The sequence below is a fragment of the Nocardia sp. 149-1B genome, from assembly GCF_057747975.1.
The window spans coordinates 815,995-831,276 of record NZ_CM173233.1; the positions used below are offsets into that span (position 1 = coordinate 815,995).

The window sequence follows — 15,282 nt, forward strand, 5'->3', positions numbered from 1 at the left end:
GATGACACGGCTCCGATTCGCCGTCGTCGGCGACAACACCATCGACCGCTATCTCGGCGCCGAGTCGTACGACCTCGTCGGCGGCAACGCCGTCAACGTCGCCGTGCAGCTGGCGCTCGTGGGGGAGAGCGTGCGGTACTACGGTGCGGTCGCCGACGACGGGGACGGCGCGTTCATCCGCTCGGTCCTCGCGGACGCCGGGGTCGACGTCGGCGGTCTGGTCGTGCTCCCGGGCGCCAGCGCCGTCACGCTTATCCGCATCGAGGTCGACGGCGACCGGGTGTTCGAGCGCGAGGACTTCGGCGTCACCGCCGACTACACGCCGCCGCCCGAGCACGTCAGGGAGATCGCCGACGCCGACTGGGTGCAGATCGGGATGCTGCCGCGCGCCGGCGAGCTCCGCGCTCAGCTGCCGGGTGCGCGGATCGGCCAGGACTGCGCGGTCTCGGCCGGGTACGACGGACTCGCGGTCGCGTTCGGATCGGTCGGCGCGGACGATCCGACGGCCTTCGCGCGCGACGCCGTCGGTGGTGGGGCCGAGCTTGCAGTGGTGACCCGAGGTGCCTTGGGCGCGATCGCCTACCCCGCCGTGGGCGACCCGATCGCCGCCCCGGCGCTGCGGGCAGCGGTCGTCGACACCACCGGCGCCGGTGACAGCTTCATCGCCGGCTTCATCGCCGCCACCGCCAGGGGTGCGTCCATCGAGGAGGCACTCGCTGCCGGCACGCAATGGGCGGCCGTCACCTGCGGACACAGCGGGGGATTCCCGCAGAACAGGAGGAGAGCATGACCCGAACGGCGGTAGTGACCGGGGCGGCGAGCGGGATCGGGCGTGCCTGCGCGCAGGCGCTCAGCGACGACGGCTTCACCGTGCTCGAGTGGGACCTCGCGGCGCCGACGCCCGTCGACGTCACCGACCCCGCGTCGGTCCGGGCCGCCGTCGCGCGCCTCGACGGGCCGTTGGACGCAGCCGTTCTCGCGGCGGGCGTCTCGCGGATGGCTCCGTTGGTGGAGACGACCGACGACGACTGGCACTTCCAGATGAACGTCAACGCGTACGGCGTCTTCAACTGCCTGCGCGCGATCGTCCCGGGGATGCGCGACGGCGGTGCCATCGCGGTCGTCGACTCCGTCGGCGGTCTGCGCGGCGCGCCGTACCTGAGCGCGTACTGCGCCTCGAAGTTCGCGGTCACGGGCCTCGTCGAAGCCGTGACGCCGGAGCTGGCGGTCCGCGACATCCGCATCAACGGCATCTGCCCGATGTACGTCCGCACCCCGATGGAGACCCGCGAGCTCGCCTGGGAGGCACAGCTGCGGGGCCTGACGCCCGAGCAGGTCTTCGCCGACTACGAACGCACCACCCCGCTCGCCCGCGTCGCCGAGCCCGAGGAGATCGCGAGCACGGCGCTCTTCCTGGTCACCGACCCGAGCCGGTACATGACCGGCTCGTTCCTCACCGTCAGTGGTGGAGCCCACCTGGGGTTCACCGTCGATCGACCGTAGAAAGCAGGGGTCCATGCATCAACGCACCATCAACCGGCTGATCGCAGCCGGGACCATCGTCGTAGCTGGCGCGATGCTCCCCAGCTGCGCGGTCTCCAACAACGGAGGCGGAAGCGACACGATCCGTGTCATCGCCCAGGCGGGCGGGCCCGGGAACGCGCTCGCCGAAGCCGCCAAGACCTGGAACAAGGACCACTCGACCAAGGTCGACGTCGACCTCTTCGACTACGACGCCACCCGGGAGCGCACGGTCCTCGGCTTCAGCTCGGGCAAGGACAGCTACGACGTCATCGGCCTGGACTACGCGTGGGAGAAGCAGTACGTCGAGAGCGGCTACCTCGAGTCGCTGAACGACATGGTCAAGGCGGACGCCAAGACGATCGACATGTCCGACTACATCCAGGGCTACGTCGACTGGGGGACCATCGACAGCGAGCAGTACGCGCTGCCCTGGTTCGGCGCGGTGTACATGCTGTACTACCGCACCGATCTGTTGAAGCAGGCCGGCGTCGAGGTCCCGAAGACCTGGGACGAGTACGTGCAGGCCGCGAAGACCGTGCAGGAGAAGACCGGCGTCACGGGCACGACCCTGATCGGCAAGCGTGACGACCCGCTGCTCGACGAGTACTGGAGCATCGCGTGGTCCTACGGCGCCGCCATCACCACCGACGGCACGTCCAGCGCCATGGACTCGCCGGAGGCGCGCCAGGCATTCGACGTCTGGAAGAAGGTCGTGCCGTACGCACCGGCCGACGCCTTGTCGGCCGACTGGCCGGCCGCGGCGGCGGCGTTCTCCGAGGGCAAGACCGCGATGATGATCAACTTCTCCGACACCTCGGACGCGCTCCTCGCCGACACGTCCAAGGTCAAGGACGACGTGGGCTTCGCGCCGCTGCCGTCCGGACCGACCGGCAAGAGCACCCCGAACCTCGGGGGATGGGGCCTCGCCGTCTCGGCCAAGTCGAGCCACCAGCAGGAGGCCTTCGACTTCATCGCGTGGGCGACCGCGGCCGAGCAGCAGCAGGCGGGTCTCGCCAACGGTGGCTCGGCGAGCCGGATCTCCGTCCTGTCGGACCCGGCGAACCAGGCGAAGTACCCGTACTACTCGGCGGCGCTGACGAACTACCAGAACGCCGTGTACTTCCCGGTCACCTCGCACTGGGTCGACTGGGAGGCCGCCATGTCACCGCCGCTGTCCTCCGCTCTCAACGGACAGCTGTCGACCGACGAGGCCATCACTGAGTCGTCCCGGCGCCTCGCCGCCGAGATGGCCCGATGAGAGCTGGCACCCAGCTCATGACGGACTCACCTCTCGTCACCAGCACCACGGGGCCGCGTCGTACGCGGCGCGGCCCCGCTGGAGGGCTCCTGGCGCCCCTGGGGTTGCTGCTTCCCGCAGCTCTGCTCGTCGTCGGGCTCCGCGTCGTGCCGATGATCGTCGCCGTCTTCCTCAGCTTCACCGACACCGACCTCTCCAAGGCGGAGGGGGCGCCGGTGCACAACGTCGGGCTCGACAACTACGAGACGGTGCTGACGTCGACCGACTTCCACGCCGCGCTGTCCACCACCTGTTGGATCATCATCCCGGCGCTCGTCCTCGAGATGGTCCTCGGCCTCGCGATCGCGCTGTGGCTCAACCGGCCGCGGCGCTACTCGCGGCCGATGCGCGCCGTCACGCTGTTGCCGTACCTGCTCGTCCCGGTCGTCATCGGGAACTTCTTCCGCATGTTCTACAGCGCCCAGTTCGGGCAGCTGAACTACTACTTCCACATCTTCGGTCTCTCGCCGCACGCCTGGCTCACCGACCCCTCGACCGTGCGCTGGGCGGTCGTCGCGGTCGAGGTCTGGCACACCACGCCCTTCGTCGCGCTGCTGTGCCTCGCCGGTCTCGCCGGCATGTCGCCCGACCCGTTGGAGTCGGCCATGATGGACGGCGCGAATGCGTGGCAGCGCTTCGTCCACATCATCCTGCCCGACCTGATGCCGATCCTCGGCGCCGTCCTCGTGCTCCGGGCGATGGATGCCCTGCAGCTGTTCGACGAGGTCTACGTCCTCACCGGTGGCGGTCCGGGACGCCTGACCTCGGTGATCAACCTCTACCTTTACCAGTACGGGTTCCGGCAGTTCCAGATCGGGCAGACCTCCGCCGCCGTCACCGTCGTCGTCGCCTTCCTCGCCGTCGTGACGTTCCTCGGGCTGTCGATCCTCCGGATCCGCCGCCGCGCACACGAGCGGAGTCTCACGCATGCGTAAAGCACTCGCCCACGTCGCCAACTTCGTCATCGGGCTGGTGCTCGTCGTGGTCAGCCTCTACCCGGTCGCCTGGCTGCTGGTAGTGGCTCTCCAGAGCGACAGCAGCGCCTACCAGTCGCCCACGGACTGGCTGTTCGTCCCGCAGTTCGACACCTACGCCAAGCTGCTGACGGACTCGACGTTCCTCGCGTCCCTCGCGAACAGCGTCGAGCTCACGGTAGTCGCGACCGCACTGTGCGTGCTGTTCGGCGCCATGGCGGGCTATGCCCTGTCGCGGTTCCGCATCCCGGGGGCGGCGAGCCTGACGTTCATGTTCGCGCTGAGCCGCCTCGTGCCGACGTTCGCGATCGTCGTGCCCACGTTCTACATCTACCGACAGCTCAACCTGCTCGACACGATGCTCGGCCTGGTGCTCGCGCTCGTGGCCTTCCAGGTGCCGCTGTCGACGCTGATCATGTACCGCATCTTCGGCGGCATCCCGGAGTCGCTCGACGAGGCCGCCCGCGTCGACGGGGCGGGGAACCTGCGGATCCTGTGGCAGGTCATCCTCCCGATCGCGCGACCCGGGCTCAGTGCGAGCGCGGTGGTCACGTTCGTGCTGATCTGGAACGAGTTCCTGTTCGTGCTCGTCCTCGCGGGCAACCGGGTGGTGACGATCCCGGTCACCATCGCCGGCTTCCAGACCGACAAGCAGATCCTGTGGAGCTCGATCGCGGCGACCAGCGTCATCTCGCTCGTGCCCATCCTCCTGCTCATCGCCTTCGCCCAGCGCCACCTCCTCTCGGGCCTGGGCATGGGCGCGGTTCGCGAGTAACCGCCGGCGCCTCGCCCGTCAGCGCATTCATCAGACAACCATCGGGACCGCTCGGTCCCGCCAGCCAACCCGTCCCCCAGTTCGTGAGGAACACACCATGCGTGCAGCAGTCATCGCCGGACCGAGGATGCTCGAGATCGCCGAGGTCCCCGATCCGACCCCCGCTCCAGGGGAGGTCGTCCTGGCGGTGGCTGCTGCCGGCATCTGCGGCACCGACCTGCAGATCTTCGAGGGCGACTACCCGGCCGGCCTCCCGGTCATCCCCGGTCACGAGTTCGCCGGCACCGTGGTCGCCCTCGGGTCCGACGTCCACGACCTGCGGATCGGTGACCGGGTGGCCGCCGACCCGAACCTGCCCTGTTGGCGCTGCCGCTACTGCCAGGAGGGCCGGGTCAACCTCTGCGACAACTACTCGGCGCTCGGCGTCACCCTCAACGGCGCGTCGGCCGGCTACGTGGCCGTGCCCGAGCACGTCTGCGTCGCGGTGCCGGACGCGCTCGACCTCGCCCACGCCGCCCTGGCCGAGCCGTTGTCGTGTGCCCTGCACGCCTGGGACCTGCTCGGTGAGCAGCTGGGCCGCAGCGTGGCGATCTACGGATCGGGGACGATGGGTCTGATGATGCTTCAGCTCGCCGGTCGGTTCGGGGTAGCGACGGTGGACGTGATCGACATCAACCCGCGCAAGCTCGAGGCGGCAAGGACGCTCGGTGCCTCCACCGTCGGCGAGCACGCGGGGGAGGTGATGCCCGACCGCGGATGGGACGTGGTCATCGACGCCACCGGCGCGGCACCCGCTATCGCGGACGGCCTGACCAGGATCGCCAAGGGCGGCACCTTCGTCCAGTTCGGCGTGGCCGCCCCCGAGGTGCGGGTCGAGATCGACCCGTTCGACATCTATGAGCGGGAGATCACGATCCTCGGTGCGGTGTGCCCGCTCAACAGCTTCGCCCGGTCCGTCGCCCTGCTGGCGACAGGCGCCGTGGACGCCGTACCGCTGATCAGCGACACCTTCGCCGTCGACGACTACGCCGACGCGCTGGACAGGTTCGCCAGCGGCAGGACCCGCAAGGTGCTGGTCACGCCGTCCGAGTAGGGGTCGCGAGCAGCGCCGCCGGGCGCCGTTCGGGCTAGGACCTGCGACGCACCACGTTGAACGCGAACTCCGTGCCGCGGTGGTAGTCGTTGGCGAGGAAGGCGGCGCGGCCGTCGAAGGTGTAGCAGGTCTCGCGGATCAGCAGCCAGGAGCCGTAGCCGGCGAGGTTGAACGGCGCGGCGAACTGCTCCGGCATCTCGGTGGCGCTCACGCTGGCCGCCGAGGAGTTGATCCGGTGGCCGTGGCCGGCCAGGAGGTCGGTCAGGGACCCGCTCCAGTCGCGGTGCGCCGTCGGTCCGGGCAGCAGCTCCTTGACGATCACGTTCTCGCTCAGGATCAGCGGCTCGGTGCCTTCGCACCGGAGCCGGAGGAGCCAGGTGACGCTCGTCCCCGGTGCGACGTCGAGCCGGGTCGCCTCCTCGTCGGTGGCCGCCCGGTCGGCGACCTTGAGCACGATCGTTGTCACCGACCGGTTCAGGCCCGTCAGCATCTCGGTGATGCTCTCGTACGCGGTGATCGGACGCTCGACGCGGATGGCCGACGTCGACGACAGGAAGCGGCCCTTGCCCTGGACCGCGGACACCAGGCCCTCCTGCTCGAGCAGCTTGAGCGCCTCGCGTGTCGTCGACCGCCCGACGTCGAACTGCTCCGAGAGCACCTGCTCGGTGGGCAGCTGGTCCCCGGGGCGCAGCCCCTCGGCGTTGATGAGGTCGAGGATCTGCTGGCGCACGATCGTGGCCTGGCTGACCCTGGTGGTGGAGCTCATTCGCCGTCTCCTCGTCGACGCCCGATGTCGGAGGCGAGCCCGGGTTCGTGCCTCGCCGTGGCGCTCGGCGAGCGATTCGCCTCACCAGACACTATAGACGTCAGACAAATTCTGGGATGTTCGGCCCGGTGGCGTCGGCTGTCACCTCCGGGCCGCCCCTCGCGGCGGCCCGGCCGAAAACGAGGCGACGCCCGTCGGTGGCGCGGCGCAGAATCGGCGGTGATGTTCGCCGCGATCGTGCGCCACGCGCGCCCACCCTCCCCGCTGGCCGGCCGTCTCTCGGTCCAGTCGCTGCTGTTCGCCCTCGGTGAGGGCACGTTCATGACCGGTTCGGCGGTGTTCTTCACCCAGATCGTCGGGCTGAGCGCGGCCCAGGTGGGCCTCGGCCTGACCTGTGCGGGGATCGGCGCGTTCCTCGCGGCGCTCCCGATGGGCAAGCTCGTGGACCGCTACGGCCCGAAGCGGATGTGGGCGCTCAGCGCGACGGGGCAGGCGGCGATGTTCTCGCTGTGGCCGCTGATCGGCGACTTCCGCGGCTACCTGCTGATGGCGATCGGCATGGAGGTCATCGGCGCCCTGGGTGGCGCCGCCCACGGGGCCTACACGATCGACGTGCTGCCTCCGGCCGAACGGGTGCGCTCACGCGCCTACATGTACTCCGCGCTGAACGTCGGCTTCACGCTCGGCTCGCTGCTCGGCGGCATCGCCCTGGCCTTCCACTCCAACGACCTGCTGCACGCGCTGCCGTGGTTCACCGCTGTGGTGTTCCTGGTCAACGGCGTCGCGATCATGCGGCTGCCGCGTGCTCCGCATGATGACCTGAGCGCCGAGGAACGGCTGGTCAAGGTGCCCGGTCCCGGGCCGATGCGCAACCTCGGCTGGCTGCTCACGATGTTCTTCTCCGGCGTGTTCTGGACCAACCAGGTGCTGCTGAACATCGTGATCCCGCTGTGGCTGGTCGAGGAGACCGATGCGCCCCGGGTGCTGCTTGCGTTCCTGTTCGGCACCAACACCGTGATGTGCATCTTCCTGCCGATGGCCGCCGCGCGCGGTGTGCACGACGTACCGACCGCGTTGCGCGCCGTCCGGGTGTCGTCGACGTTCTTCGTCATCTCCTGCGCGATCACGCTCGCGACCCACGACACGGTCGGGTGGACGACGATCGCGCTGGTCTGGCTCGGCCACGTGACGGTCACCGGCGCCGAGCTCTACCTGTCCGCGGCCAGCTGGTCGTTCGAGGCCGAGCTGATGGATCCGCGACAGCGCGGCTCCTACCAGGGTGCCGCCGAGCTGAGCAGCACCCTCGGGCGGGTCTGGGCACCGGCCGTCTACACGTTCCTCGCGATGAACTGGGGGGCCGCGGGGTGGATGGTGATCGCCGGCATCGTGGTGCTGGCCACCGTCGGCATCCATCCCTCGACCCGGCTGGCCCGGCGCTTCCTCGAGCAGCACGTGCCGGCCGACGTCCTGGCCGAGGCGCGAGCCGGCAGCCCCGAACCCGAGGTCGGGCTCGTGACCGGTCCGCCGTCGCTCATCGACGCCGACGACCCGGCGCCCGGCCCCCTGGACCGTGTCGGTCCCTCGTGATTGTGTGATCGCACGGTCGCCGGAGGTGGCCGTCTCTCGGGAGGAGCAGCCGATGGCATCACGAGCACGCGTACGCCGTACCGCACTGGTCGTGGGGATGGCGCTGCTGCTGCCGCTCGGCGCCGCGCACGCCGCACCGCAGTCGGGCACGGGCGGCACGCCGGGGGCGCGAGGGATCGGTGATCCCTACTACGCCGACTACGGCAACGGTGGCTACGACGTCGGCCACTACGGCATCCACGTGTCCTACGTGCCGCAGACCGATCACCTGAGCGGGACCACCCGCATCCGCGCGCACGCGACCCAGCCGCTGTCCCGCTTCGACCTCGACTTCGTGCTCCCGGTCTCCCGGGTGCGAGTCAACGGCCGGCCCGCGACCTACACCCAGGGACGCCACGAGCTGGTCGTCACGCCGGCACGGGTGCTGCGTGACGGTCAGGCGATGACGGTCGAGGTCACCTACAGCGGCGTCCCGTCCACGATCAAGTCCGACGGCATCAAGCCGTGGATCCGCACCGACGACGGGGTGGCGGCCGTCGGCGAGCCCGAGATCGCGGCGTGGTGGTACCCCGCCAACGACCACCCGCGCGACAAGGCGACCTACGACGTCCGCGTCACGGTCGCGAAAGACCTCGAGGTGCTCGGCAACGGGGTCCTCGTCTCCAAGGACGCCCGCGACGCCCAGCGCACCTGGCACTGGCGCGAGGCCGAGCCGATGGCGCCCTATCTCGCGTTCTTCGTCGTCGGCCAGTTCGACATCACCCGGTCGTGGGCCGATGGGCTGCCCGTGGTCACCGCGGTCGCGTCCGACGGTGGCAAGGAGGGCCGGTACGCCGCGGCCGACCTGCGCCAGACCCCGAGGGTGCTCCGGTTCGAGGCGCGCCACTTCGGCAAGTACCCGTTCGACGCGATGGGCGGTGTCGCACCGGCCGCCGACTTCGGGTTCGCCCTCGAGAACCAGACCCGCCCGGTCTACACGCGCGGGTTCTGGCGCCAGGGCTCGAACATCTACGTGATCGTCCACGAGCTCGCCCACCAGTGGTACGGCGACTCGGTGTCGGTGGAGAACTGGCGCGACATCTGGCTCAACGAGGGGTTCGCCTCGTTCGCGTCGTGGCTGTGGTCGGAGAAGCACGGCGACGGCAGCGCGGCCGAGCTCTTCCGGCAGAACTGGCGCCAGTACTCCCGAGGGGACACGTTCTGGAAGCTGGCCATCGGTGATCCCGGCGCGCACCACGAGTTCGACGGCGCCGTCTACGGCCGCGGAGCGATGACGCTGCAGGCGCTGCGCACCCGGATCGGCAACCGCGCGTTCTGGACGGTCCTGCAGGACTGGGCCGCCGACCGGCGCTACGGCAACGGCTCGATCCCGCAGTTCATCGCCCTGGCGGAGAAGGTGTCGGGACAGGACCTCGGGTCGTTCTTCCAGGTGTGGCTCTACGCCAAGCGCCGGCCGGCGCCGACCGCGGCGAACGGGTTCCCCGCCGGGTTCCGGGTCGCGGCCGCCCGGGCCGGCGTACCGGCATCGTGGGAGCAGATTAGTCACACCGACGCGCTGCTCGCGCGGCACGAGAGATGATGAGGCCGCGGCTCTCCTAGGCTCCTGGCATTCGGGCCCGACGTCGGAGCCCGCAAGATCTCGGCGACTGAGGAGTGACGTGGGAGCTGGAAGCGGTCCGGAGCCGCAGCGACGCCAGGAGCGACTGGTGCTCGGCCCCGGCGAGGCGCCCGCGGACCGGCTCGCCACGATTGCCGCCGAGCTGGTCACGGAGGGCCTGCGAGTCCTGGTCACGGGCGCCGACGCGACCGTGCTCGCCGAGGTCCGCGAGCGGCTCGCCGACACCGCGCCGGTGCCCGATCAAGCCCAGGTCGCCGATCCGGCCCTGCGCTGGTTGCCGCTGCCGGTGCGCGGCGACCTGCCGCTGAATGACGACGAGCTGCTCCGGCTGGTCCGGCTGCACGCCCGGGAGACCGCGGAGAACCAGCGCCGGCGGCGCCAGGCGTTCCCCCCGGAGGACGCCGTGCCGACCGAGGAGCACGTCCGGACGCTGGCCGACCGGGTGACCCGGTCGGACCTGGCGGCCCGCCAGCTCGACCCGGGTCTGCGAGACGTGCTCGACCGGCCCGACGCCGCCGAGGTGATGGCGGTGATCCGGGAGATCAAGGCCCGGCTCGAGGAGGTGCTGAGACACCGGCGGACGTGGGTGGTCAGGGCGGCCGACCTCGCGCTCGGTGACCCGCGCGGGGATGCCTGGCGGCAGCTCGAAGCTCGGACTGACGACATCCAGCGCCTGCTCGCCGCCGCTGCCGAGCTCGGCGACACGGTGGTCGAGGGGGTCGAGGAGTCCGAGGAGTCGCTGCAGGTGTTCACCGGCCTGCAGACCGAGCTCGCTGCCGAACAGCCGACCCGGCGCTGGTTCCGCGGCAAGTCCCAGCGGACGGCCGCCCGCCTGCTCGAGGGCGCCCGCGTCGACGGCGACCCGGTCGCCGACGTCGCCGGTGCCACCGCCGTACGCCGTCATCTCGAGGTGGCGGCCTACGCCGCGGCGCTGGAGGAGGCGTTCGACGCGGTGGGCGTCCCGGTGTCCTCCGATGCGTCCCGGGCCGAGCTCGTCGAGGGGTGGGCGAGCGCGGGCGAGGCGTTGCGCGCGATCTCGCGGCTGGCCGAGGTCTCCCGGCGCCTGGCCAAGATGCTGGGCCCCGGGCCACTGAGCCTGATGCCGGTCGGCACGCTCGAAGGCGTCGAGCAGGTCGGCTGGGTGGGCGACGCGCTCGTCGCCGTACGCGAAGGGGCGCAGGCCCGCCACGACCTCGAGGTCGCCGCCGTCGAGCTCGAGCTCACCACCACCCGGATCGCCGCCGCCGAGGGTCTCGAGCAACCGGCGCCCGAGGTGGCCGAGCTCGTCCTGTGCCTGCGCGCGGCCGCGGACACGGCGTACGCCGAGTGGTTGGCGAAGATGCGTGCGGGGCGCCGCGCCCGCCGGCTGGCGGTGCTGCGCGAGGAGCTGCTCGCTCGCGTGGCGGAGCGGGCTCCCAGGATGCCGGCGCTCTTCGAGGCCGACAGCACCGAGACGAGGTGGGCGCCGCGGATCGCCCGGTGGGCCGAGGCGTGGGAGGCCGCCCGGGACGCCTCGGAGGCCGGGGCCACCGCGGCGCCGCGGGTCGTCGCGTGGTCCGAGCTGCTCGCCGACCCTGCAGCCGCCGGGCAGGCCGATGTCGTGGTGCTGCACGACCCGAGCGGGGAGTACGCCGACGACCCCGAGGCCCTGGGCCTCGCCGCGCGGACCATCGCGCTCGGCGGTGCTCCCGACCCGCGTGAGGTGATCCTGGAGCTGGCCGTTCGCGGGCCGGTCAGCGGCGCCGACGTACGCGCGGCGACCGGCCTGACCCCGGCGCACGCACGGACCGTTCTCCAGCAGCTGGTGGCCGCGGGCGAGCTGGTGCGCACCGGCGCCACGAGCGCCACCCGGTGGCACCTGCCCGACTGATTACATCGGCTCGGGGTGGTCACCGTTGATCGAGCAGCGAAGGCCCCCGGGCCTGAGCGCCCGTCGAGATCCCCGTAGCCGACGCGCCTATCGCAACCACACCGTCGGACGACCCCCGGAACCGTTGACAGTTCGACGCGAGCGGTTCTACGCTCCGAATCATTAGGAAGGTTACCTAACAGTTCGGATCCAACATGCGCGAGCCAGGCACCCCTCGACTGATGCGGGCGATCAACGACCGCAGCGTCCTGGACCTGCTGCTCGCGCGCGGGCCGTTGTCGCGGCCCGCGCTGGGGGAGCTGACCGGGCTCTCGAAGCCCACGATGTCGCAGATCCTGACCCGCCTGGAGGAGGCCCGCCTGGTGCGGCCGAGCGGCAGCACCACCGGCCGGCCGGGCCCCAACGCGTTGCTCTACGAGGTCGACCCGACGGCGGCGTACGTCGGTGGGCTCGACGTCACCCCGCGCCGGATCCGGGCCGCGGTCGCGGACATCACCGGGCGGGTGATCGGCACCCACGAGCTGCCCACGCCGGGCCGGGCGGCCGACGACACCGTCGGCCGGGTGCGGACTGCGGTGGACGCGGCCTGCGCCGCCGCCGGCATCTCCCGGTCCGGCCTCGACACGCTCGTCGTCGGCACCCCGGGAGCGTTCGACCCCCGGACCCAGCGGCTCCGCTACGCCCGACACCTGCCCGGCTGGCACAGCCCGGAGCTGCTGAGCGAGCTCGCCGAGACCCTCGGCACCACCGTGGTCGTCGAGAACGACGTCAACCTGGCGGCCGTCGCCGAGCTCAGCGTCGGCGTCGCCTGTGGTGGCGAGGACTTCGTGCTGCTGTGGGCCGAGGAGGGCGTCGGTGCGGCGATCGTGCTCGACGGCCGGTTGCACCGTGGCTTCACCGGAGGCGCCGGCGAGGTCGGGTTCCTGCCCGTGCCGGGGACGCCGCTGGTCCGCAACGTCGGCGTCAACAACGCCGGTGGCTACCAGGAGCTGGTCGGCGGCAAGGCCGTGCAGGCCCTGGCCCGCCAGCACGGATTCAAGGCCCCTGACGCGCAGTCCGCGGTCGCGGCGGCAGCCGCGAGCCCCGACGGCGAGGCGTTCCTCGCCGAGCTCGGCCAGCGGCTCGCCGTCGGCTTCGCCGCGATCGTCGCGCTGCTCGACCCCGAGCTGCTCGTGCTCTCCGGCGGCGTCAGCAGCGCGGGCGGGGAGCGGTTGCGGCGTGCCGTCCAGCGCGAGCTGAACGACCTGGCGGTGACGCGACCCCGGATCGCGCTGGCCGAGGTGGCCAGCGACCCGGTCCTGACCGGCGCGCTGCACGCCGCGCTCCGCACCACCCGCGACCTCGTCTTCGACACCCTCGTGCCGGCCACCCGCCGCAGCAGCACCGCGGACTGAGGGTCGGCACCACCAACCGATCGAACGGAGATGTTCACCATGGCGCACCCCCACAAGTTGTTCGCGGCGACCGCGGTGGTCGCGACCGTGGCCCTGATGGGCGGCGCCTGCACGGGCACCGCGAAGGGCGGCTCGAACGATGACCCCACCAAGGACGTCTCGATCACGTTCTGGCACGGCTGGAGCGCACCCAGCGAGGTCAAGGCGATCCAGGACAACGTCGACCGGTTCGAGAAGGACCACCCCAACATCCACGTGAAGGTCGTCGGCAACATCACCGACGACAAGATCAACCAGGCGCTGCGCGCCGGCGGCGACAACGCCCCCGACGTCGTGTCCTCGTTCACCACGGACAACGTCGGCGCGTTCTGTGACTCGAACGTCTTCGTCGACCTGGCCCCGTTCCTCGAGAAGTCCGGGATCGACCCCGAGGCGACCTTCCCCGAGGCGCTCCTGGACTACACGCAGTTCAACGGCGACCGCTGCACGCTGCCACTGCTCAGCGACGCGTATGGCCTGTACTACAACAAGGACGCGTTCGCGGCCGCCGGCATCACGGCCCCGCCGAAGACGCTCTCGGAGTTCCAGGACGATGCGCTGAAGCTGACCAAGGCGGACGGCGACACGTTCTCCCAGCTCGGGTTCATGCCGAACTTCCACGGCTACGAGTCGACCGTCAGCCACTTCGCGGCGCAGTGGGGCGCGACGTACTTCAACGACGACGGCACCTCCGCGGTGGCCACCGACCCGGCGTTCTCCGCCATGTTCACCTGGCAGAAGCAGATGGTGGAGGCGCTGGGCGGGTTCGCCAAGCTCGAGAAGTACCGCAACACCTTCGGCGACGAGTTCGGGCCGAAGAACCCGTTCATGACCGGCCAGGTCGCGATGGCGATCGACGGTGAGTGGCGGGCCGGGATGATCGACGACGCCGGCGTCGACTTCGAGTACGGCGTCGCGCCGTTCCCGGTGCCCGACGACCAGGCCGACACCTACGGCCGGGGCTACCTCTCCGGCACGGTCATCGGGATCGCGAGCACCAGCGACAAGCAGAACGCCGCGTGGGAGCTCGTCAAGTACCTGACGACCGACACCCAGGCCGTGGTCAGCTTCGCCAACGCGATCCACAACGTGCCCTCCACCAAGGAGGCGCTCGCGTCGCCCGACCTGACGACCAACGACGCCGTCGCCGCCTTCATCTCGATCGCCCAGAACCCCCACAGCACCACGACCCCGGCGAGCGTGAACGGCGGCGCCTACCAGCTCACGCTGCAGGACCTCGGCTACGCCTACGAGGCCGGGAAGGTGTCGGACCTGCAGGCCGGCCTGGAGAAGGCGGCCCAGCAGATCGACACCGACATCGCCCAGGCCCAATGAGCTCAGGCTCGATGAGTTCAGGTCCGATGGGTTCAGGTCCGATGGGTTCAGGTCCGATGAGCACGTCTCCGGTGGCCACGGCCCCGATCAGGAAGCGGCGCTGGAGGGAGGCCGCACGCAACGCGGCCTTCCTCTCGCCCTGGCTGCTCGGGACCGGGCTGTTCTTCCTCTACCCGCTGGTCTCGACCGTCTACTTCTCCTTCACCAAGTACGACGGGTTCAGCCCGCCGGTCGCCAACGGGCTGGACAACTGGCGCTACGTGCTCACCGACTACCCGATGTTCTGGCCGGCGATGCGCAACACGTTGTGGCTGGTGCTGGTCATGGTCACGCTCCGGGTGATCTTCGGGCTGTGCCTGGGCCTGCTGGTCACCCGGATCAAGCGCGGGGCGAGCGTGCTCCGCACCGTGCTCTACCTGCCCTACCTGGCGCCCCCGGTGGCGGCGACGATGGCGTTCGCGTTCCTGCTCAACCCGGGCACCGGCCCGGTCAATGCCGTGCTCGGCAAGCTCGGCCTGCCCGAGCCCGGGTGGTTCAACGACCCGGCATGGTCCAAGCCTGCGCTCACGATCCTCGCGTTGTGGGGGATCGGCGACCTGATGGTGATCTTCATGGCGGCGCTGATCGACGTGCCGGTCTCGCAGTACGAGGCCGCCTCGATCGACGGGGCCGGGGCGTGGTCGCGGTTCCGGTTCATCACGCTGCCGAACATCCGGCCGATCGTGATGTTCGCGGTGATCACCGGGATCATCCAGACGATGCAGTACTACACCCAGCCACTCGTGGCCGGGAAGGTCGCCAGCGGTGTCATCGGCGGGTCGGGGCAGCAGTTCGAGCCCGGCTACCCGGAGAAGTCCACGCTCACGCTGCCCCAGCTGGTCTACAACCTGGGCTTCCAGCGGTTCGACACCGGCTCGGCCTGCGTGGTGGCTCTGGTGCTCTTCGGCCTGTCGATGGCGTTCACCGCGGTGCTGATGCGGCGCGGCTCCGGCCTGCTCGGGGAGGCCTGA

13 protein-coding genes are annotated in these 15,282 nt (G+C 70.7%); 12 read left to right on the forward strand and 1 reads right to left on the reverse strand.

What is annotated here, in order from left to right; genetic code table 11:
• Nucleotide 1: 1 nt before the first annotated feature.
• The 6 genes from AC3ANS_RS03950 to AC3ANS_RS03975 all read left to right on the forward strand — a co-directional run bounded on the left by AC3ANS_RS03950 (nt 2) and on the right by AC3ANS_RS03975 (nt 5,663).
• Nucleotides 2–790, forward strand: coding sequence for a PfkB family carbohydrate kinase (locus tag AC3ANS_RS03950; RefSeq protein ID WP_488294862.1), 789 nt, complete (start codon nt 2–4; stop codon nt 788–790).
• Nucleotides 787–1,503, forward strand: a complete 717-nt coding sequence (locus AC3ANS_RS03955) for an SDR family NAD(P)-dependent oxidoreductase (RefSeq protein WP_488294863.1) — start codon at nt 787–789, stop codon at nt 1,501–1,503. The genes AC3ANS_RS03950 and AC3ANS_RS03955 overlap by 4 nt, the downstream gene beginning before the upstream one ends.
• Before the next feature lie 13 nt (nt 1,504–1,516).
• Nucleotides 1,517–2,782, forward strand: coding sequence for an extracellular solute-binding protein (locus tag AC3ANS_RS03960; protein ID WP_488294864.1), 1,266 nt, complete (start codon nt 1,517–1,519; stop codon nt 2,780–2,782).
• 17 nt (nt 2,783–2,799) lie between these two features.
• Nucleotides 2,800–3,756 (forward strand): carbohydrate ABC transporter permease, encoded by a 957-nt coding sequence (locus AC3ANS_RS03965; protein ID WP_488294865.1) that lies wholly within the window; start codon nt 2,800–2,802, stop codon nt 3,754–3,756.
• Nucleotides 3,749–4,570, forward strand: coding sequence for a carbohydrate ABC transporter permease (locus tag AC3ANS_RS03970; protein WP_488294866.1), 822 nt, complete (start codon nt 3,749–3,751; stop codon nt 4,568–4,570). The genes AC3ANS_RS03965 and AC3ANS_RS03970 overlap by 8 nt, the downstream gene beginning before the upstream one ends.
• Nucleotides 4,571–4,667: 97 nt before the next feature.
• Nucleotides 4,668–5,663, forward strand: coding sequence for a zinc-dependent alcohol dehydrogenase family protein (locus AC3ANS_RS03975; RefSeq protein WP_488294867.1), 996 nt, complete (start codon nt 4,668–4,670; stop codon nt 5,661–5,663).
• A 34-nt stretch (nt 5,664–5,697) separates the two neighbouring features.
• Here AC3ANS_RS03975 and AC3ANS_RS03980 read toward each other — a convergent pair whose 3' ends face one another.
• Nucleotides 5,698–6,429 (reverse strand): GntR family transcriptional regulator, encoded by a 732-nt coding sequence (locus tag AC3ANS_RS03980; protein WP_488294868.1) that lies wholly within the window; start codon nt 6,427–6,429, stop codon nt 5,698–5,700.
• Nucleotides 6,430–6,651: 222 nt separating this feature from the next.
• On the opposite strand from AC3ANS_RS03980, the gene AC3ANS_RS03985 reads away from it, so the two are divergent.
• From AC3ANS_RS03985 to AC3ANS_RS04010, 6 genes are all read left to right on the forward strand, one after another.
• Nucleotides 6,652–8,016, forward strand: coding sequence for an MFS transporter (locus AC3ANS_RS03985; RefSeq protein ID WP_488294869.1), 1,365 nt, complete (start codon nt 6,652–6,654; stop codon nt 8,014–8,016).
• A gap of 52 nt (nt 8,017–8,068) precedes the next feature.
• The gene (locus AC3ANS_RS03990; RefSeq protein WP_488294870.1) at nt 8,069–9,595 is read left to right on the forward strand and encodes a M1 family metallopeptidase; all 1,527 of its coding nucleotides are present in this window, start codon (nt 8,069–8,071) and stop codon (nt 9,593–9,595) included.
• 79 nt (nt 9,596–9,674) lie between these two features.
• Nucleotides 9,675–11,504: a hypothetical protein gene (locus AC3ANS_RS03995; RefSeq protein WP_488294871.1), complete on the forward strand. Its 1,830-nt coding sequence runs from the start codon at nt 9,675–9,677 to the stop codon at nt 11,502–11,504.
• Nucleotides 11,505–11,698: 194 nt separating this feature from the next.
• Nucleotides 11,699–12,898, forward strand: coding sequence for an ROK family transcriptional regulator (locus tag AC3ANS_RS04000; RefSeq protein WP_488294872.1), 1,200 nt, complete (start codon nt 11,699–11,701; stop codon nt 12,896–12,898).
• Between the two features lie 39 nt (nt 12,899–12,937).
• The gene (locus AC3ANS_RS04005) at nt 12,938–14,272 is read left to right on the forward strand and encodes an ABC transporter substrate-binding protein (RefSeq protein WP_488294873.1); all 1,335 of its coding nucleotides are present in this window, start codon (nt 12,938–12,940) and stop codon (nt 14,270–14,272) included.
• A 56-nt stretch (nt 14,273–14,328) separates the two neighbouring features.
• Complete coding sequence (locus AC3ANS_RS04010; RefSeq protein ID WP_488294874.1) at nt 14,329–15,282, forward strand: carbohydrate ABC transporter permease; 954 nt, start codon at nt 14,329–14,331, stop codon at nt 15,280–15,282.